16 protein-coding genes and 1 pseudogene are annotated in these 19,729 nt (G+C 46.4%); 6 read left to right on the top strand and 11 right to left on the bottom strand.

The features are described 5' to 3' along the window. Positions 1-223 precede the first annotated feature (223 nt). From HQQ92_RS20255 to HQQ92_RS20265, 3 genes and pseudogenes are all read left to right on the top strand, one after another. A complete protein-coding gene (locus HQQ92_RS20255) occupies positions 224-754 on the top strand; it encodes a hypothetical protein (protein ID WP_173248739.1) in 531 nt (176 codons plus the stop codon). Positions 755-930: 176 nt separating this feature from the next. Further along, positions 931-2,410: pseudogene (creD, locus tag HQQ92_RS20260) on the top strand (cell envelope integrity protein CreD). Positions 2,411-2,503: 93 nt separating this feature from the next. Beyond that, a complete protein-coding gene (locus tag HQQ92_RS20265) occupies positions 2,504-3,313 on the top strand; it encodes a phosphatase PAP2 family protein (protein ID WP_173247985.1) in 810 nt (269 codons plus the stop codon). 83 nt (positions 3,314-3,396) lie between these two features. Here HQQ92_RS20265 and HQQ92_RS20270 read toward each other — a convergent pair whose 3' ends face one another. After that, on the bottom strand, positions 3,397-4,122 hold the full coding sequence (locus tag HQQ92_RS20270) for an ABC transporter substrate-binding protein (RefSeq protein ID WP_173247986.1): 726 nt from the start codon (positions 4,120-4,122) through the stop codon (positions 3,397-3,399). Positions 4,123-4,311: 189 nt separating this feature from the next. On the opposite strand from HQQ92_RS20270, the gene HQQ92_RS20275 reads away from it, so the two are divergent. The 3 genes from HQQ92_RS20275 to HQQ92_RS20285 all read left to right on the top strand — a co-directional run bounded on the left by HQQ92_RS20275 (position 4,312) and on the right by HQQ92_RS20285 (position 7,094). Next, on the top strand, positions 4,312-4,812 hold the full coding sequence (locus HQQ92_RS20275) for an Lrp/AsnC family transcriptional regulator (RefSeq protein ID WP_105253008.1): 501 nt from the start codon (positions 4,312-4,314) through the stop codon (positions 4,810-4,812). A 333-nt stretch (positions 4,813-5,145) separates the two neighbouring features. Further along, positions 5,146-6,510 carry a sodium-dependent transporter gene (locus tag HQQ92_RS20280; protein WP_173247988.1) on the top strand — a complete coding sequence of 455 codons (1,365 nt, stop codon included), beginning with the start codon at positions 5,146-5,148 and terminating at the stop codon, positions 6,508-6,510. 245 nt (positions 6,511-6,755) lie between these two features. Beyond that, positions 6,756-7,094 carry a hypothetical protein gene (locus HQQ92_RS20285; protein ID WP_173247990.1) on the top strand — a complete coding sequence of 113 codons (339 nt, stop codon included), beginning with the start codon at positions 6,756-6,758 and terminating at the stop codon, positions 7,092-7,094. Between the two features lie 227 nt (positions 7,095-7,321). Here HQQ92_RS20285 and HQQ92_RS20290 read toward each other — a convergent pair whose 3' ends face one another. The 10 genes from HQQ92_RS20290 to ilvC all read right to left on the bottom strand — a co-directional run bounded on the left by HQQ92_RS20290 (position 7,322) and on the right by ilvC (position 19,596). Then, positions 7,322-8,185 carry a Tim44 domain-containing protein gene (locus HQQ92_RS20290; protein WP_173247993.1) on the bottom strand — a complete coding sequence of 288 codons (864 nt, stop codon included), beginning with the start codon at positions 8,183-8,185 and terminating at the stop codon, positions 7,322-7,324. Positions 8,186-8,670: 485 nt separating this feature from the next. After that, positions 8,671-9,189, bottom strand: a complete 519-nt coding sequence (locus HQQ92_RS20300) for a DUF4303 domain-containing protein (RefSeq protein WP_173247998.1) — start codon at positions 9,187-9,189, stop codon at positions 8,671-8,673. 47 nt (positions 9,190-9,236) lie between these two features. Then, positions 9,237-9,857, bottom strand: coding sequence for a hypothetical protein (locus tag HQQ92_RS20305; RefSeq protein ID WP_173248000.1), 621 nt, complete (start codon positions 9,855-9,857; stop codon positions 9,237-9,239). A 502-nt stretch (positions 9,858-10,359) separates the two neighbouring features. Next, complete coding sequence (locus tag HQQ92_RS20310; RefSeq protein ID WP_105250466.1) at positions 10,360-10,620, bottom strand: hypothetical protein; 261 nt, start codon at positions 10,618-10,620, stop codon at positions 10,360-10,362. Position 10,621: 1 nt separating this feature from the next. After that, positions 10,622-11,755 (bottom strand): alanine--glyoxylate aminotransferase family protein, encoded by a 1,134-nt coding sequence (locus tag HQQ92_RS20315; protein ID WP_173248002.1) that lies wholly within the window; start codon positions 11,753-11,755, stop codon positions 10,622-10,624. Positions 11,756-11,962: 207 nt separating this feature from the next. Further along, entirely contained in the window at positions 11,963-13,564 is a 1,602-nt protein-coding gene (ilvA, locus tag HQQ92_RS20320) for a threonine ammonia-lyase, biosynthetic (RefSeq protein ID WP_173248740.1), read from the bottom strand. Between the two features lie 17 nt (positions 13,565-13,581). Next, a complete protein-coding gene (ilvD, locus tag HQQ92_RS20325; RefSeq protein ID WP_173248004.1) occupies positions 13,582-15,441 on the bottom strand; it encodes a dihydroxy-acid dehydratase in 1,860 nt (619 codons plus the stop codon). A 57-nt stretch (positions 15,442-15,498) separates the two neighbouring features. Continuing rightward, entirely contained in the window at positions 15,499-15,756 is a 258-nt protein-coding gene (gene ilvM / locus HQQ92_RS20330; RefSeq protein WP_173248005.1) for an acetolactate synthase 2 small subunit, read from the bottom strand. Further along, the gene (gene ilvG, locus HQQ92_RS20335; RefSeq protein ID WP_173248007.1) at positions 15,753-17,426 is read right to left on the bottom strand and encodes an acetolactate synthase 2 catalytic subunit; all 1,674 of its coding nucleotides are present in this window, start codon (positions 17,424-17,426) and stop codon (positions 15,753-15,755) included. The genes ilvM and ilvG overlap by 4 nt, the downstream gene beginning before the upstream one ends. A 691-nt stretch (positions 17,427-18,117) precedes the next feature. Then, positions 18,118-19,596 carry a ketol-acid reductoisomerase gene (gene ilvC / locus HQQ92_RS20340; protein WP_131524931.1) on the bottom strand — a complete coding sequence of 493 codons (1,479 nt, stop codon included), beginning with the start codon at positions 19,594-19,596 and terminating at the stop codon, positions 18,118-18,120. Positions 19,597-19,729 lie beyond the last annotated feature (133 nt).

Genomic DNA, 19,729 nt, shown 5'->3' on the forward strand with positions numbered 1-19,729 from the left:
AATACCAAACCAGAGCAAAAAATATAACAAACTGAAAATAAAAGTATTTAGCACACGATTCAATGAGTAGGTTTGTGAAATGTGCGCACAACTCTACTCACTAGGCAGTATCTTCGGATAACATAAGCCATTTATACCTTAACGGCTATCGGTTTACCTACCCGTTAATTTCACGACTCGAAATAGAGCCTATCTGGCATAGGCTCTTCATTAAGGATTGATGATGAATATCTACTATCGCCAAGCACAACTCTGCGGCCGCAAAACAGGTAATGGCACTAAGCTGCCATTTTTAATGAATATCTTGTATTCACTTGCTGCTAAAAATGGCGATCACCAGCCCTTTTCAATAGATGACATTAACGCGGTACTGTTTAATCAGCATCAGTCGATTGGTTGCTCTATCGAGGCGCCGCTACCGATAGTGAGTTGGCGCACCGAAGCGATAGAGTATGAGTTATTTAAAGGCGAAGAGCTGGTGTACCTGCCCCAATGTATCATCTTTAGCAATGGCGCCATTGCCTATGTCATTGTCGTCATGGGTGATGAGTATGAGCTGCGTATTTGGCCCGATTACAGTAATCGTGATCGAGAAAAACACCACTGGTTTTCCCACCATGCCGTAGTCTATTCCGCAGAACTTGATGTCTTTAAGCAAAGCTTCGAAGCACTGCTCAAGCATATTAAAAAAGAAAATGACTACGAGAAAAAACACCCCAAATTTAGCAAAGACACCCCACTATCAGATTCATAAACTTGAATAATGAGTATAGGTTTAGCGGCAATCGCCATAATGTTGCCACTATTGATCAGCAACTTGCCCGCAACTTTTGTAAGAAAATCTGTTTTAATACCCGCCGTGATACCAAGTTAACTCTGCACAATCTTAGCGGATAAGTCTCGGTCGTATTTCATAGGGAATGAAATTCAATGTTCAGCATTATTTTCTGGGTACTCACCCTACTTAGTTTGGCCTTATTTGGTAGCGCAGCCTATTTAGTGGTGCGCGCACTCCTCAAAAAAATTTAATCGAAGTCAAGGAATCGATATGTCAGCACAAGAACCGTTGGCAGTAGCCACCGCAAAAGGAACTGCATTAAAAAACACCACCTTATTAAAAGCCTTAACCATTGGCATACTGTCAATCCTCGCTTTGATCCCGCTGGGGATCATTATGGATATGACTTCTGATCGCCAAGCCCTTTACCACAGCGTTGTCGATGAAATCGGCCGTTCATGGGGTGAGCAGCAAACCCTCTCAGGTCCTGCGCTAGTGATCCCTTACAGCTATTTTGTGTTGCAAGAAGAAGTCAGTAACGACGGTAAAACTCGCCATGAAGTGAAGCGTACCTATCAAGATGAGCTAGTGATCCTACCGAAAAAGCTCACCCTCGACTTAGACCTAAAACATGATTTTCGCACCCGTGGCATTTATCAATCGCTGGTGTATAACGCAGCTCTACAAGGTCAGGCCGAATTCAGCCTTAACCGTTATGATATTCCTAACCTTATCGCCTTCGATAACAAAAATGCCCGGTTAGTCTTTGGGGTGTCATCGAATCAAGCAATTGATAAAGTAGAAAAAATTGAAATCACCGGTGAATCGACCTTACTCTCTGGCTCGCTGATGTCGGGCACGGGGTTAACCACTGGCGGTTTAGAAAAAGGCTTTAATCAAAAGATCCAAGTCAGCGAAGCGAGTGATTTTAGTGTGGATTTTGCCATGACACTACGCGGCTCTCAGTCTATCAGCGCATTGCCACTAGGCGAGCAAACGCTAATCAATATTCGCGCCGACTGGCCGCATCCAAGCTTTAAGGGATTATTACCCGCAGAACGGGACATCAACGCGCAAGGCTTTACTGCAAGTTGGAATATCAGCCACTTAACCCGTAACTATCCACAAGAGTTTATTAAGAGTAATCAATCGACTCTGACTGAAGTGTCGGCTAATGCGATTTTATTCGAACCAGTGACTCACTACGGCAAGATTGATCGCTCGGTAAAATACGGCCTATTGTTTATCGTGCTGACTTTTATCATGTTGTTTATCTTCGAAATTGGACAAAAAACCAGCCTAAGCACGATTCAATATGTGTTAGTCGGCAGCGCCATGGCCTTGTTCTATTTGCTACTACTCTCGCTATCTGAGCATCTAGCCTTCTTGCATGCCTATTTAATTGCCGCCTGTATTCCCGTGCTGTCGGTATCGGCTTATGTAGGGAGTGCCACAGCAAGTATTAAGCGCGGTGCATTAGTGGGCATTATGCTGGTGAGTTTATATGCAGTGCTGTACTCGATACTGCAACTGGAAGATTACGCCCTATTGATGGGTTCAGGTTTACTGTTAGTCGTACTGTTGATTTTGATGTTCGTGACTAGGCATCACCCTAAGAACACGGCGCAATAGCGCCCTACCGATCCACCCTTGAAGACCCCCGACAGCGCCATCTTTTGCTGTCGGGATTTTTTTATTGGCAAAACCATTGCCGCGTTGTAGCCTATGGCGTTTTATGAAGAGGCTTATATTTTGACCCATAGCGTCTATCTTTTACGCCGTTTAGGTTTAGCTTGGATACTGTTGGCAACCATTCCGGGCTTACTATTACTGACACAGAATCAGCTGTTTCCACTGATCGATCTGCACTCTACCTTAGCCAAAACCTTATATTGGATTACCATGACGGGCACAGCGCCCTATGGCGTCGCAACAGTCTTGTTTGTATTGGCGATCGCCTATCGTCATATGCCTAAACCACTCTTTATAAGTTTATTCTTTGCCATCAGCCTCAGCCAAGTTATCAGTTTAGGCTTAAGTCACACCCTCAAATCTTATTTTAAAGAACCCAGACCTAATCTCGTTTTTCTAGCAGAACAAACACTGCCTAAGCATGAACCGCTTTCACTCGATGCCTTTTATCAATTGGATAAACAGTCACGTTCAAAGACAATTGCCAATGCACTCGATGGCTTGATCGCTGCAGAACCCGCCTTGAAACTCGACTCACGGATCCATCAGCATTGGGAAGATGAAATCGGCTATTCTTTTCCTTCGGGACATACCATTTTTGCTGTGACGCTAGTGCTTACCGCCAGCTACTATTTGCTACTCGCTGGATTACCTAGCTTAGTCATGGCGTTATGGAGCTGGGGATTTTTGATGGGATTAAGCCGTATGCTGCTTGGCATGCATTGGCCGCAGGATGTGCTGTTTTCAACCTTTTTAGCCGCCATCATCAGCGGATGTAGCGTGTTTTTTGTCAGTAAGTTGCGTCCACTCTCCCATGCGTTTGCTAAAGGATCTGAACGCTAACGCTGTTAATTCAGCGTCTCGATTTGGCTGTCGACTCAAATACGATAGCTTCAAACACTATGAAGTTAAATACTTAGGCATTGCTAAGCACTGCCTAAGTATTTTGCCACTAGAGCCTGATAAATCCCATTGGCCTTAATTCTAGCGAGCCCTTGATTGAAAGTATCCCGCGCCACTGAGTTGTGGAACACCATTCGATAGGATGTTGGGGGGAAAATAAAGTGGTAGCTTAATGCTTGCTGGGTATCAACATCATCCTCAACGAACTTATTCAGTTGAGCGAATATATAACGATCGGCAATCACAGTATTAATGCGACCTAAGTACAACATACGGTTCTGGCTTAATTGGCTATCGACTTCACGATAAATAGTCTGTTGCGCTACGGCATTAAACTCAGGGCCAAGTAAGAAGCGAGCATTTTCAAAAGCGGCGACACTGTACTTTTTAAGATCCACAATACGTGTTATTTCAAGGTGTTGTTCGGACAAACTGATCGCCACATTGGTATATTCAACATAATCATTAGACCAATAACCATCGACGCCATTTGCAGGGTTCATCGTCATTACAGCATCTAATCGATCTTTATTGAAATATAAAACTTGGCGTTTACGAGAGTAGAATTTGAAGTTGACTGGCTGCCCCATTTCCTTAAACGCGGCCTTAATAATATCGATCTCAAGCCCTGATTCAGCATCTTCGATAATATAAGGCGGTCGATTTAGAGCGCTACCAATGGTTAACGATGCAGAAAATGCATAAGTCGGTAATATGAATAAGCAGATTAACAACAAACTCAAGCGCATACAGTGTCTCACTCTTATTAGTATCATAACAATAGCGGTAAATAACGGGAGTTCAAAACAGCGCGACTCCCAAAATCTCTATCCGTTATCACTGTCACAACCTTAAAATGTCTCATTTGATCAAGATTTTTGGCAAAGTCCGCTAAGACTGGCAAACTAGAGGCTGACTCAGTTAACCCTAAGCTTTCGATGACAGACACTCACCCCTACAAACTCGATCAACTCGATTTAACGATTCTGCGCTTACTGCAAACCCACGGCAGATTATCGAATCTCGAACTGGCCAATAAAGTCGGACTATCGCCATCTCCTTGCTCGCGCCGTGTTAAAGCCTTAGAAGAAGCGGGTTATATTGCCGATTATGCAACGCGTCTGTCGGCGGATAAGTTCAACCTGCATTTGACCGCGTATATCCATGTTCGAATGGAGAAACATACGCCGGCGATTCTCAATCAATTTGAAACCAATGCACTCGCCTACGAAGAAGTCCAAGAATGCGCGCTGATCACGGGCTCAGAGGCCGACTACCAACTTAAAGTGCTAGTACAAGATATGGCGCACTTTCGCACTTTCCTGTTAGATAAACTCACGACCAACGTGCATATCGCAGGGGTGCATTCCAGCTTTGTCCTCAAAAAGGTTAAGGACCACACGGCCATTCCCTTAGGGCACGTCAACATTCAAGCATAAGCCAACAGTCACGGCAAACACCGCAAACAAGACAGAGGCACAAGTAACAGTCATAGCACAAAATAGCCATTAGACATCTGCCATACGGTATTTTTTGACCATAAGATCACAATTCAATGAATTTTTATCATCGCAATGATTCGCCAAATCTCGACCATCAGTCGCACCTGATAGCAATAAAATCTCGCACAAAACAGATAAGCGGCACACAACATTAACTTATAGCCAAAAACCGATAAATTATTGCCAATTAACACCAAATTAACGCACTAAAATTGCGTTGAAATCCTAATTTATCCGCCTAAGATACGCCTTCTTTTTACGGGAGGCACAATGCAATCGGCCAATACAAGTTCAACTAACCACTTCAGCTCACGCTTAGGTTTTATCATGGCGGCCGCAGGTAGCGCCGTTGGCGTCGGCAATATTTGGGGATTCCCCACCCAAGCGGCCACCCATGGTGGCGGCGCCTTTCTACTTGTGTACCTAGTGCTGATTTTCATCCTAGGCATTCCCATGCTGATGGCCGAACTCATGATAGGTCGCCACGGGCAAACCAACCCCGCCGATGCCATGGGCAAACTCGGCTTCAACTCGCTCACCCGCGGTTTAGGCAAGACCATAGGTTTGCTTTCCATAGTGACAGCGGGATTGATTTATACCTTCTACAGTATTCTCTCTGGCTGGTTTGTCAGCTTTGCCATCGCGCCAATCGCCACAGCCTTTGGCTCGAATGATACCGCCGCTTGGCTAGTGGATTTTTCGCTGTCACGTAATCTGGTGTTTACACTGATCTTCAGCACGCTGGTGTTTCTGGTATTACTGCAAGGCGTGCAAGAAGGCATAGAAAAATGGTCGAAACGCTTAATGCCGTTATTACTGATCATGCTGATCGCGGGCGTGGCGTATATCTTCACCCTAAATGGTGCGAGCGAAGGGATAAGCGCGCTACTAACACCTAACTTTACCAAGGCACTGGCGCCAGATACCTTGATCAGCGCGCTCGGACAAACCTTCTTCTCCCTTACCATAGGCACAGGTGCCATGATGGTGTACGGCAGTTATCTGAGCCAAAAAGAGAATATTGCCAAGCTGACCGTCTGGGTTGCCTTTACCGACAGCGGTATCGCCTTTCTCGCCGCCTTTTTAATCATCCCAGCCATGTATGTCGCCCAGCACAATGGCGTGCAGATTTTTAACGCTGAGGGCAAATTACTCGATTCGGATGCATTGGTGTTTACTGTCTTACCCGCGTTATTTTCGACCTTAGGCGATACGGCCAACCTCATCATCAGCGTGATTTTCTTTATTCTGCTGATCATCGCAGGTTTAACCTCGGCCATATCCATCGCCGAAGTGCCGACGAGTTATGTGATGCAAAAGTTCGGACTCAGCCGTCAACGCGCCACCTTGATCATCGGCCTATTGTTGACCTCATTATCCTTATTACTGGCGGTATTTTTTGAGACGCTATTTAGTTTCACTATAATGCTGACCACCCAAATCGCCCAGCCGCTGGTCGCCCTCGGTATTGCGGTTTACTTAGGTTGGATTTGGCGCCAAACCCAGCTGCTCAAGGTAATTCGTGGGCAAGAAGGTGTCGATAGCACAGGACTTTTCTGGCGCATTTGGCCAAAGTATGTGAAGTATATTTGCCCAGTGCTGATTATCGCCATAGCCATCAGACAATTTGTATAACCTCTTTCCAAAAGCTAACAATCCACGCTGAATTCGGGGATTGTTAGCTCACAATCAAAAAACTAAGCCCCCCCCTTTTATTCTGTTTAAATATATAATGCCAACCACCTTAAAAAACACATAAGGTATAGCACTTTATTTTTGTATAAGTATAATCAGCCCTCAATGAGAGCAATTGAAATTTATTGCCTTTAAACGTTGCAGATTAATTTTGTAATAGATTTTCATATAAAATGGATTTTATTATGCTAGCGTGGATCATCTTGATATTAATAACGATTGTTCCAGTAAAAATTGGAGCTGAATTATTTGAAGCAGAAAATAAAACTATTATACATTGTGGTTTAGCCGTTTCGATTGGAACAATACTAGCATTTACAATAGTTATTGCCATCAAAGGATTGTTTGGACTAATTGTGACATATATTGCAATATCAGTAGTTTACAGCAAGATTTTTCAACTATCCTTTGGTAAAGGTTTAACTTTTACATTAGTAGTATTTGTAATTCAATTAGGAATAGTACAAGGTTTAACTGATTTTGGCCTCCACCTTATTTCTCCATATATTAGCACCTCAACTTAACGAAAAATTAGCGCTATAAAATACAATCTATAAATAATAGCCCTCATAGTAAGTAACTTAATTACAACTCGTCACGCAACGACTGTCTAGCCAGTAAAACAGTCAAAGTAATGATAAGCGCTTTTTCAATCAATAACGTTGAACTACTGAGGGAAGGCTGGATTGAAACGAAAGGGGATGTAAACAGCAGCCTTAAGAGATTAAGGCTGCTTTAAACACTGGGCTGATTACTGTTCGATACCCACAATTAACCAAGGTGAGTTGGCTTGTGTTACGTTACGCTCCAAATGCCAGATTTCCTTAATGTCCTCTTCTACGCCTTCAACAGTATCGCGGTAGCGGCCGCTAAATTTAACACTCACTTCCGCAAGATTGGCATTGTGCGTGGCGCGGACCAGTTCTGCATCCAAAAACATCACTTCTGTGTGCTGATCGCCAACTAACTCGCGACGTTGGTTGCTGAGTTCATTGTAAAGATCAATAGAAACATACTCTTGGATTTTGCTTAGATCGTTTTCATTCCACGCCAATTGCAGGGTTTTGTAATGACTGCGAGCGCCTTCCAAAAAGCCGGGTAAATCAAAACCGGCAGGCAAATCGAAGGGAACTGCGCTTGTCGCTTGGCCAAAACCATTGCTGCCGCTGTTTGCATTGGTGGCAAAACCTGTTTGTTCAGTCTGTTGACGCTGCATATTCGGATTGGGTTGGCCAGCACCCGCATAGGCTGGTCTTTGCTGCGCCCCCGCTTTTGAGGCCATCACAGTACGGACGATTTTGAATAGCACGAATGCCAGCAAACCGATAATCAAAATATCCATGATTTGAATATTTTCAAAACCACCGCCCATAAACAGCGCAGCCAATAAGCCACCTGCTAATAAACCGCCTAACATGCCGCCCATCATACCTTTTTTGCCCGGTGCTCCCGCTGGCGCCGTAGTCGGTGTGTTGGTCGCCACTGGTTGAGCCGGAGCCGTTTGATGGCTTTTGCCGATAGATTTACTACCGCCGAATTTTTTCGCTTCAACGACTGGGCTAGTAACTAAGCTAACCGCAAAAATCATCGCCAGCATAATAAATAACTTTTTCATTTATAGGATCTTGTTCGTGTAATCTGAGGTGCTGCCATAATAGCGGGATGACATTATATGTCAATTAGCAAAAAGCGAAGGCTGATTGTCCTGTGCATATTTAGTGAGTTGCGATTAGCACTGTCATTCCAGTGACGCGCCAACTTTGGTTTAAAAATAAGTCATCCCTGCGGGCTCGACGACGGCATCTGCTGCATACGGAAGTGCAAATGTCGCGATCACATGGATGTGAATGAGCGACCATGCCGCCAACAGTCACTTACATGCCAGTGCTTAATCCCATAAACTGCCGTACATTCTGATAGCCTGAACTACCCAAACCGAAGTCCAGACAAAGGTGACCATCTCAGCAGTCATATCTTTTGAATCAAGATTTAGAATAATCGCCATGAAGAAAAGATGCGTTTGTCCTATATTTTTCATCTTTGTCATCTTTTCAAAAAGATACTTAGCTTCTATTTTAATAGATAAACCTGTACAGTTAATTAGTCAAATCTTGAAATAAATGCCATTAAAAGTGGTGTATCGTTTATTAATTTTGCAGAAGAGTTTTCTATTCCCTCAGACTCATCATCGTCAGTAATTGAAACAAAACACACTGTCGAATTTAGCTCAAGAGACAGTTCTCTTTTTATTCTGATTAGTACATTTGATAATGTCTTAATTAGTTCATTTTTAAAATTTTCAAAGTTTATTTCTCGAGATGAGTCCTCTCGAAGCATCTTACTTATTTTGCAGAAGGCTCCCGCATTATATCCGTCATAAAACCACTCAGATACTGCCCATCTATAGTAATGTTCACACTCTATGCTCTGATCTTCTTCAGCAGCGAGAATGCTTTTAAGCTTACCCTCAGAGCTAGCACTTAATGATGCTGACATGGCACTACTGTCAGTGTAAAGAGATACCGCATAGAATGCCTCATCTTTATTTTCTAACAATAACATCTTGATTGTATCGTATGTAATTTCAAAGCATTTTTCTTCTAACTCAATCCAGTCCATTATTCACTCCTTGTACTTAGCTTCAACATTATCATTTTATGAGGCACTCAGTCCCATGCAGAATACTGATAATTATCATTTATTTCCTTAAAAACCACACCCATCAAACCAAGAGCCTCGTACTCGTTTTTAAACTGAATAGAACATACAGAAGCCGCTATCTCGTTACAAAAGAATAAATGTTCACGAACATTATTCTTTATTTTAAATTTATCTATAGACTCATAATATGTCTTCTTTAACCCACGTTCCTCTTGCGTGTTCAATTTTCCAGAATCTAAGTCAATCGAGATAGTATAAGTGGACTCATCCTTATCTAAGATAGACAAATAACTTAGTGGAAAAAATAAAAAGTACTTTTTCTGCAGACGAAATCCTTGATGCAAGTTAATATCGACAGGAATACGAATACACTTAACCTTTAATTTTTCACACAAGTATAACATTTCATTAGAAACTAAATTTTCATCAACCAAATAATCACCATTCAGTTGATATGTTTTTGCTTTAAGAGAATAAGCATTTAAAAAATCAACCTCACATGGTGGTGAGTCATAAAACTCATAGTCAGGTAGCTCAGGAGTCCAATGTTTATCCATAAAATACGGTATTCCCTTACCATCAGGATCTGATTGCACAATAAAAAATGGCTGTAGATTTGTACTCAAAATCACTACCATGTAATAGGTTAAAAGTTTAATGTCTCTAAGAAAGCATTAGCGCAAACTTAAATTTATTTAAAACATCGTTTTACTCTGTTGCTAGCCATAATATTCCTCCGCAAGTCAAAAAAGCTTAACGAGCCACCCATTGTTAAATTCTCGGTATTAAATTCTCGGAATGCATAATTATAAATAACAGACTATCAGGCATACCAAGGGTTTAACGGGATTAAGCACTGTCGTGGAAGTGACCATTGGCTACATGCTCGCTCATTCACATCCATATGATTGCGACATTCTAGTCTTGTTATAAATCTAGCCATATACAGCAGATACCGCCGTAGGGCCGATAGGGTCAACTTATTTTTTAAACTAAAGTCGGCGAGTCAGTGGAATGACAGTGCTAAATCAATATTACCTGCTGCCAAAAGCGACTTTATTAACAAAATTAAAAAATCCCCGCATTTCGGGGATTTTCGTTTAATCAAAACCACTAAAACTAACTAAGTTACAAACACTTTCCATCCGATGAATCATCGGAAGAAAGTGCTCGGCTGATGCCGCCGAAGATGACATTCAAGAAGCCGATACCGACATCTTTTTGCCGCTCATCGGCGCTGCCCGTATCGTGGCCGCTCGCGTCGCGCATGCTTTGATTATTGTTGGTTCCGCGCACAAAATCGCAGGAGACATTGCTCGTATTATTCACCGAGCAGGCACTGAGCAAAGCGATCATTAGCCCGCAAAAGGCAAGGCGTAATCTTGGCATATTAGTTCAACACCTCTTCTAATGCCTTGAGGCATAAGGCGACATTTTCGCGACGGGCACCAAAACCCATGAGGCCAATGCGCCATGCTTTGCCCGCAAGGGCGCCAAGGCCGGCGCCGATTTCGAGATTGTAATCTTTGAGCAAACGAGTCCGCACCGCGGCATCATCGACTCCAGCGGGGATGTAAACTGCGTTAAGTTGTGGCAGACGCGAATCTTCGGCCACCACAAAATTTAGCCCTAACTTTTCCAGCCCAGCACGCAGCACTAAGTGCATGTCATGATGGCGTTGCCACGCATTCTCTAAGCCTTCGGCCGCTAAAATACGCAGGGATTCATGCAGTGCATAAAGCGCATTCACTGGCGCAGTGTGATGGTAACTGCGCTTGCCGCCCGCGCTGGTCCAATAGGCCATCACTAAGCTTTGATCGAGGAACCAACTTTGCACTGGGGTCTTGCGATTCTTGAGTTTTTCGACGGCAGCAGGCGAGAAAGACACAGGCGATAAACCCGGTACACAGGAGAGACACTTTTGGCTGCCAGAATAAATAGCATCTATGCCCCATTCATCGACTCTTAACTCAACGCCGCCAAGGGAAGTCACCGCATCAACTATGCTCAAACAACCATAGGTTTTGGCTAATGCGCACAGAGTTTTGGCATCGGACAAGGCGCCAGTTGAGGTTTCGGCGTGCACAAAGGCTAAAAATTTGGCATCGGGATTGGCTTTCAGTGCCGCTTCAACCGCAGCAGGATCAACAGGTGTGCCCCACTCATTGTCCACCAGCACGGCAATGGCGCCCATACGCTCGACGTTTTGGCGCATACGCTCACCAAACACACCGTTACGGCAGACAATCACCTTCTCACCCGGCTCGACTAAGTTAACGAAACAGGTTTCCATGCCCGCACTGCCCGGCGCTGATACCGCCATGGTCATTTCGTTTTTAGTTTGGAAGGCGTATTGGATCAGACTCTTAAGCTCATCCATCATGCCCACAAACAGCGGATCTAAGTGGCCAACCGTAGGTCTGGACTGCGCCGCAAGCACTTCGGGATAAACATCCGACGGGCCAGGGCCCATTAAAATACGGCGAGGAGGATTAAAAGCGGTAAAACGCGGTGCTGGTAACATCATGTCTCCTTAATGCGTGTAGGTGTAGGTCGAAGTCTAGTTATTATTCGTTAGCCAATCGTCAGCGGATTAAGTCAGCGACTTAACTGTGGCGCGCTAATCGGCGGCTAGAGTATTAAGTCTACAAAACTACCACAAAAAGGAGCGCCTGTGCGCTCCTCCTTTAGCCTTAGTTATGACTAACATAACTATCACGCGCATGGTGAGCTAAGGTTGTAACGCCTTGTTGCCGTTACCCGCATTTAAAAACAGCTGATAGGCAGGGCTTTGAGTTTCCTCTTGATAGACAAAACCCAGTTCAGTTAAAAACTGTTGGAACGGCAAGGCATCACTCGCGGGTACTTCAAATCCCGCCAGCACTCGGCCAAAGGCCGCGCCGTGGTTACGATAATGGAACAGACTAATGTTCCATTTACTCTGCAAGGTAGTTAAAAACTTCAGCAGCGCACCGGGATGTTCAGGAAACTCGAAGCTAAACAAACGCTCCTCTAAAGGCTCTGGTGGATGACCACCGACCATATAACGCACATGCAATTTCGCGGTTTCATCGCCGGATAAATCCTGCACTTCAAAACCATTGGTCTCTAAGGTGGCAATGATTTGTTCTAGCTCACCTTGGCCTCGGCTTAAGCGAATGCCGGCAAACACCACGGCAAGATCACGACTACTGAAACGATAGTTAAACTCTGTCATCACCCGCTTATCGAGCAACTCACAGAATGTTAAGAAACTTCCAGGACGCTCAGGGACTTTCACCGCCAGTACCGCTTCTTTCTGCTCACCGAGTTCGCAGCGTTCCGACACATAACGCAGACTGTGGAAATTCACATTCGCGCCACTTAAAATCGCGGCGACCTTCTCACCATTGCCGCAATCACCATGGGCATTAGCGCTGATATATTTTTTAAGCCCAGCTAAGGACAAGGCCCCTGCGGGTTCGGCGATCGCACGGGTGTCTTCGAAGATATCTTTCACCGCAGCGCAGATTTCATCCGAAGTGACAGTCACTACTTCATCGACATAAAGTTTCGCGACTCGAAACGGCTCAGTGCCGATACGTTTAACCGCCACGCCATCGGCAAATAAACCGACTTGCGCCAGCGTCACCGGCTCGCCCGCTTCCATCGCCGCCTTTAAACAAGCGGCATCTTCTGGCTCGACGCCGACAATTTTCACCTGCGGCATCACCGCCTTGTAATAGGCTGCGATACCCGCGATTAAACCGCCACCGCCCACGGGCACAAATACCACTTCAAGATCGCGCTGCTGCTGCAACATCTCTTGGGCGATAGTGCCTTGGCCTGCGATCACCGCTTCATCATCGAAGGGCGCGATATAGACTCGGCCCTCTTCTTTGGCCATCGCCATCGCAAAACCATTGGCTTGATCGAAGGCTTGGCCGTGCAATACCACGTTGCCACCTAAACGGCGCACCGCATCGACTTTAATATCGGGCGTCGTCTCAGGCATCACAATCACAGCATCCACACCGCGACTCGCCGCTGACATCGCCACACCCTGAGCATGATTGCCTGCTGAAGCACACACCACACCGCGCTGACATTCTTCTTTCGTCAGCTGGGCGATACGGTTATAGGCACCGCGTAACTTGAAGGAATGCACTGGCTGCATATCTTCGCGCTTCAAAAATACCTGACAACCCAAACGCGCCGATAACTTGTTCATGCTGGAAAGCGGCGTCACTTTCGCTATGTCATACACGGATGACAACAGGATTTTTTGCAGATAGCTTTGTGCCAACTGAAAATGGGCTAAATCCGCCTGAGTTTGCGATGAGAGTGGCAACATAGATGCAGTAAACATAATTAGTCCTCCAGTTTACTGCGATCGCGCACCGCGCCCTTGTCGGCACTGGTGGCGAGCATGGCGTAGGCTTTAAGCGCGAGTGACACATAACGCTGGCGACCAATTGGTTTCCACGCCATTGGGCCAAGACTATGCATTTTTTCACGGCGAGCATTGAGTTCAGCATCGCTTACCGCCAGCTTGATGCTGCGCTTGGGTATATCAATTTCGATGCGATCGCCATTTTCAATCAAGGCGATTGTGCCGCCAGCGGCAGCTTCGGGTGAGACGTGGCCGATAGATAAACCTGAAGTACCACCAGAGAAACGACCGTCGGTTATCAGCGCGCAGGCCTTGCCTAGCCCGCGTGATTTTAAGTAACTGGTTGGGTACAACATTTCTTGCATACCTGGGCCGCCTTTCGGGCCTTCATAACGAATAACAACCACGTCGCCCGCCACCACTTCACCGCCTAAAATACCCGCCACTGCATCATCTTGGCTTTCATAGACGCGAGCAGAGCCGATGAAGGTCAGATTCGATTCATCCACGCCCGCCGTTTTAACGATACAGCCGTTCTCGGCCACGTTGCCCGACAATACGGCAAGCCCGCCCTCTTGGCTGAAGGCAAACTCGCGGCTACGGATACAGCCTTCTTGTCTGTCATTATCCAGTGACGGCCAGCGACAATCTTGGCTAAAGGCTTTAGTGGTCGGAATCCCCGCAGGTCCCGCCATAAAGAAATGTTTTACTTTTTCATCTTGCGTCTGCATCACATCGTATTTCGCCAATACAGACTTCAAATAGCCACCTTCATCGGCCGCCACATGGAACACATCGGTATGAAGTAATCCAGCTCTGTCGAGCTCGCCTAAAATCCCCATCACACCGCCCGCACGGTGCACGTCTTCCATATGGTATTTAGGCGTTGATGGCGCAACCTTACAAAGGTGCGGCACAAGGCGCGACATACGGTCGATATCCGCCATGGTAAAATCAACATCGGCTTCCTGCGCGGCGGCCAATAAATGCAATACAGTATTAGATGAACCGCCCATGGCGATATCTAAGGTCATGGCATTTTCGAAGGCTTTGAAGTTGGCGATATTGCGTGGTAATGCCGATTCATCATCTTGATGATAATAACGTTTTGCCAGCGCCATCACGCGGCGACCCGCTTCTAAAAACAGCTCGCGGCGATCCGCGTGGGTTGCCAGCATAGAGCCGTTACCCGGCAACGATAACCCTAGGGCTTCGGTTAAACAGTTCATTGAGTTCGCGGTAAACATGCCAGAGCAAGAGCCACAGGTTGGGCACGCGCTACGCTCAATTTTGGCACTGTCTTCATCGCTCACGTTCGAGTCGGCGCCCGCCACCATAGCATCGACTAAGTCGAGTTTGATGAGCTTATCCGACAGCTTAGTTTTACCCGCTTCCATCGGTCCGCCAGACACAAACACGACGGGAATATTGAGGCGCAGCGCCGCCATCAACATGCCGGGAGTGATCTTGTCGCAGTTGGAGATACACACTAAAGCATCGGCGCAGTGGGCATTAACCATGTATTCCACACTGTCGGCGATAAGCTCACGCGATGGCAGGCTATAGAGCATGCCACCGTGGCCCATGGCGATACCGTCATCGACGGCGATCGTGTTGAACTCTTTGGCGATACCGCCCGCTTCTTCGATGGCGCTCGCCACCAGTGAGCCCATGTCTTTTAAGTGCACATGACCCGGTACAAACTGAGTAAAGGAGTTAGCAATAGCGATAATTGGCTTACCAAAATCATTGTCTTTCACCCCTGTGGCGCGCCATAGCGCACGGGCACCCGCCATATTGCGGCCTTCGGTACTGGTAGCTGAACGTAACTTTGGCATTGACTGTATCCTTTATCTCAAATCGAAAATGGTATTCTTAATTCACATGGCGAATGCTTAAGCATTCGCCGTTTGTTGCAAGCTCAGCGGTAACAATACCTTACACTGGGTCACATCAATCAGTTTATTCAGCTGATTACTTAGCAGTTCGATGGCACGTTCGCTATCGACCTCTATATCCAGCGACAGGCTAGCGTCGTCATTCATACGCATCTGCATTTGGGTAATCGTAAAGCCGCGATGGCGAGTCACGCGCAAAACACGCTCAAGCACTTCGGGGCGTTGTTGAACCGTTAATTCCAGAGAGTGGATCATGTTTGTTTCTCCATTTCGTCCATCATATCGCTGTTTGATGCGCCGGGGGGCACCAGTGGCCAAACATTAAAAGCATCATCGATTGCAACGTGTAACAAATACGGGCCCTTAGCCGCTAACATTTCGGTTAAGGCTTCTTCCACTTCGTCGGAAGAAAAAATAGTGCGGCCAGGGATATCAAAGGCGGAGGCCAATAAAACAAAATCAGGGTTATCGGATAAATCCGTTTCGCTGTAGCGTTCTTCAAAGAATAGCTGTTGCCACTGCTTCACCATGCCAAGCTTTTGGTTATCGATCAGCACGATTTTCACCGGCAACTTGCGGCGTTTGATGGTGGTCAGCTCCTGCACATTCATCATAAAAGAACCATCACCAGAGACAGTCACCACAGTCGCATCGGGACGGGCCACTTGCGCACCAATCGCGGCGGGTAAGCCAAAGCCCATAGTGCCTAAGCCCGCACTGGACAGGTGATCTTCTGGACGGCGGAACCACATATGCTGGGCCACCCACATTTGGTGCTGACCTACATCGCAACAAACAACGCTGTCTTCGGGTAATTTATTGGCTAAACGGCGCAGCAGCGCAGGCGCATAGATCAAACTGCCGGGGTGTTGATAATCCCATTGATGCTTACGACATAAATGCTCCACTTCAGCCTGCCAAGGCGTAATGTTCATCGACATGGCTAAGGCAGGCAAGATTTGACGTAAGTCACCGGCTATCGCCACCTCTGGCATACGTAACTTGCCCAGCTCAGCGGCGTCTATGTCTAAATGGATCACTTTGGCCTTGTCGGCAAAGCTCGCTAAACGGCCGGTGACTCTGTCATCGAAACGGGCACCCACCACGATCAGCAAATCACAATCCTGTACCGCTAAGTTAGCCGCTTTGCCGCCATGCATGCCTAACATGCCTAAGTAACCTGGCGTGCCGCGGGCGATACTGCCCAGCCCCTTCAAGGTCGCGACCGAAGGTATGCCCGTCACTTTGATAAACTCACGCAGTTGATCGACCGCGCCCGCCATGCCCACACCGCCGCCGACATACAACATAGGTTGTTTAGCCTCAGCCAACAGCGCACGGGCAGCCTCGATATCACTCATCTCGGCTTGGGGTTCGTTCATGACGGCCAGCAAAGGTGTACGGTATTCGAGGTGAGCGAGTTGAATATCCTTCGGGATATCGACCAACACAGGGCCAGGGCGGCCGGATGCGGCGATCTCAAAAGCTTGATACAAGGTTGGGATAAGATCGTTGATGTTTGTCACCATAAAACTGTGCTTAGTGCAGCTCAGTGACATGCCCAGCACATCGATTTCTTGAAAGGCGTCGGTGCCGATAACGGCGGTGGAGACTTGGCCTGTGATGGCCACGATAGGCACTGAATCTAACAACGCATCGGCAAGTGAGGTGATAAGGTTAGTCGCGCCTGGGCCTGATGTCGCAAAGCACACGCCGGTTTTACCGCTGGCTCTTGCGTATCCTACGGCAGCAAAGGCGGCGCCTTGTTCGTGACGGCTTAAGAGATGTTCAACAGGGCTTCCATAGAGGGCATCGTATATTGGCATAATGGCACCACCTGGGTAACCAAACACTGTAGTGACTCCATGTGCTGCTAACACTTTGATTACCGCGTCTGCGCCTCTGATCATCTGCCCTGGTTCCATATTCTCTCTCGCTACGTTAGTCCTGAATTGCCGAAAATCGACGCTATTTTTTACTCTTTCGAAATCTTTACTCTTTCGAAGCTTAGAACCTTACTCTAGGCCCTGAAACGAAGAACCCCCCGGTCCTTTCGGAGCGGGGGGTTCTTTCGAAACTTTTAACCTTTTAGGTCTATCAGTTCGCCATGCGCCGCCCCCGCTGTGATTTAATAATCACGACGGTAATAATCACGAGAATGAGCTTGGCAGCTTGGTTAAACATCAATATGGATTCCTAATCGGTGCTTCTAAAATTTGGGTATTGAATGAAAGTTAGTATCGCTTTGGGCTTTGCCCTAGCGCGAGCTATTAGCTTTACCATAAAGCAACGGCCAAACACAATAAAAAATATCTTTTGTCAAAAAAATTCAGCTTCCTTGCCGAGACAATGCAAAACAACAAAGTAAAACGTTAACTGTTGAGCCTCAGTCGGCGCGATTCACCTACTGAACGATAGGCTCACTAACTGTGTCGTTTTTGCCCGCTCGACAACCCACTGAACAGGAAAAAATTTGTTTCTCACTACACTGATTTATCACTAAGCAAACTCAAGATGCGCGTTTCACTATCTTGAGCTTGCTTGGGAACTGAGTTGAGACCCAAGTCCTTTGAGTCTCAACCCTCTCCCCCAATGCAGGGCTTAACTAACTATCAATTAAGCCTCAACAATGCTCTTCATATCTGTCATGTAACCGCGAAGCTCAGCGCCAACATATTCCACTGCCGTTTCACGAATCGCTTCGTTAACAGCGATGAGCGTTAGGTTGTCGACACCGGTTGCGCTGTCTTTCAGGCCTGCACCTAAATACTCAGATGACATGGCATTAACATAGTCGCGCAGCATAGGTACGGCGGCGTGATTGAACAGGTAGCAACCGTATTCGGCTGTGTCTGAAATCACTACGTTCATTTCGTACAAACGCTTACGAGCAATCGTGTTAGCGATCAGTGGGGTTTCATGCAGTGACTCGTAATAGGCCGACTCTTCCACGATACCCGCAGACACCATAGTATCGAACGCCAGTTCCACACCCGCTTTGATCATAGCAACAAGGAAAATACCTTTGTCGAAATAGGTTTGTTCGTCGATATGCTCGCTCGATACGGGCGCATTTTCGAAACCTGTTTCGCCAGTTTCGGCTCTCCAACGCAGTAAGTTCGCATCATCGTTTGCCCAGTCTTCCATCATAGTGCGTGAGAATTCGCCGCTGATGATGTCATCCATATGCTTTTCAAATAATGGTTGCAGAATTTCTTTTAAATCTTCTGCAATTTCAAATGCTTTAATCTTGGCTGGATTAGACAAACGGTCCATCATGTTAGTGATTCCGCCGTGTTTCAGCGCTTCAGTGACCGTTTCCCAACCTTGCTGGATAAGCTTGGCCGCATAGCCTGGCTCAACGCCATCGGCGATCATTTTCTCGTAACCTAAGATGGCACCCGTCTGCAACATACCGCAGAGGATAGTCTGCTCGCCCATCAGATCCGACTTCACTTCTGCGATGAAAGACGACAGTAAAACACCGGCCCTGTCTCCACCCGTTGCGCTAGCGTAGGCTTTAGCAATCTCTAAGCCATCACCGTTTGGATCGTTTTCTGGGTGAACCGCGATAAGGGTAGGCACACCAAAACCACGTTTGTATTCTTCACGCACTTCAGTGCCAGGGCACTTAGGCGCAACCATCACCACAGTGATGTCGGAACGAACTTGCATTCCCTCTTCAACAATGTTGAAGCCGTGTGAGTAAGACAAGGTAGAGCCTTGCTTCATCAGTGGCATAACCGCGTTAACCACGTTTGAATGCTGTTTGTCCGGCGTCAGGTTAAGCACCAGATCCGCCGCGGGGATTAATTCTTCAAAGGTACCGACACGGAAACCGTTATCGGTTGCTTTTTGCCATGAGGCACGTTTCTGTTCAATCGCTTCAGGACGCAGGGCAAAAGAGATATTCAGACCCGAATCACGCATGTTCAAGCCTTGGTTAAGACCTTGAGCACCACAACCTAAAATAACAATATTCCAATCTTTGATGTAGTTACAGCCGTCGCTAAACTCAGAACGATCCATGAAACGACATTGGCCAAGCTGTGCTAATTGTTGACGTAAATTCAGAGAGTTAAAATAGTTAGCCATCTGATATACCACCTATAAGTCAGAAATTTTGGACGCAACCAAACTAACATAATGTTACGACTTGGTTGTGATTGAAATCACTATAACCCATGCTTATCATTGCTTAAAATGATATATTCGGAACTTCATATTG

This window comes from Shewanella sp. DC2-4, assembly GCF_013248875.1.
In the GTDB taxonomy this organism is placed as follows: domain Bacteria; phylum Pseudomonadota; class Gammaproteobacteria; order Enterobacterales; family Shewanellaceae; genus Shewanella; species Shewanella oncorhynchi.

Excerpts from the sequence above, each read along its gene's own strand:
- HQQ92_RS20255 (WP_173248739.1), top strand. The coding sequence starts at position 224 with ATGAATATCTACTATCGCCAAGCACAACTCTGCGGCCGCAAAACAGGT.
- ilvM (WP_173248005.1), bottom strand. The coding sequence starts at position 15,756 with ATGATCCACTCTCTGGAATTAACGGTTCAACAACGCCCCGAAGTGCTT.
- HQQ92_RS20270 (WP_173247986.1), bottom strand. The coding sequence starts at position 4,122 with ATGCGCTTGAGTTTGTTGTTAATCTGCTTATTCATATTACCGACTTAT.
- HQQ92_RS20315 (WP_173248002.1), bottom strand. The coding sequence starts at position 11,755 with ATGTTACCAGCACCGCGTTTTACCGCTTTTAATCCTCCTCGCCGTATT.
- HQQ92_RS20290 (WP_173247993.1), bottom strand. The coding sequence starts at position 8,185 with ATGAAAAAGTTATTTATTATGCTGGCGATGATTTTTGCGGTTAGCTTA.
- HQQ92_RS20300 (WP_173247998.1), bottom strand. The coding sequence starts at position 9,189 with ATGGACTGGATTGAGTTAGAAGAAAAATGCTTTGAAATTACATACGAT.
- HQQ92_RS20280 (WP_173247988.1), top strand. The coding sequence starts at position 5,146 with ATGCAATCGGCCAATACAAGTTCAACTAACCACTTCAGCTCACGCTTA.
- ilvD (WP_173248004.1), bottom strand. The coding sequence starts at position 15,441 with ATGCCAAAGTTACGTTCAGCTACCAGTACCGAAGGCCGCAATATGGCG.
- ilvA (WP_173248740.1), bottom strand. The coding sequence starts at position 13,564 with ATGTTGCCACTCTCATCGCAAACTCAGGCGGATTTAGCCCATTTTCAG.
- ilvC (WP_131524931.1), bottom strand. The coding sequence starts at position 19,596 with ATGGCTAACTATTTTAACTCTCTGAATTTACGTCAACAATTAGCACAG.
- HQQ92_RS20275 (WP_105253008.1), top strand. The coding sequence starts at position 4,312 with ATGACAGACACTCACCCCTACAAACTCGATCAACTCGATTTAACGATT.
- HQQ92_RS20285 (WP_173247990.1), top strand. The coding sequence starts at position 6,756 with ATGCTAGCGTGGATCATCTTGATATTAATAACGATTGTTCCAGTAAAA.
- ilvG (WP_173248007.1), bottom strand. The coding sequence starts at position 17,426 with ATGGAACCAGGGCAGATGATCAGAGGCGCAGACGCGGTAATCAAAGTG.
- HQQ92_RS20310 (WP_105250466.1), bottom strand. The coding sequence starts at position 10,620 with ATGCCAAGATTACGCCTTGCCTTTTGCGGGCTAATGATCGCTTTGCTC.
- HQQ92_RS20265 (WP_173247985.1), top strand. The coding sequence starts at position 2,504 with ATGGCGTTTTATGAAGAGGCTTATATTTTGACCCATAGCGTCTATCTT.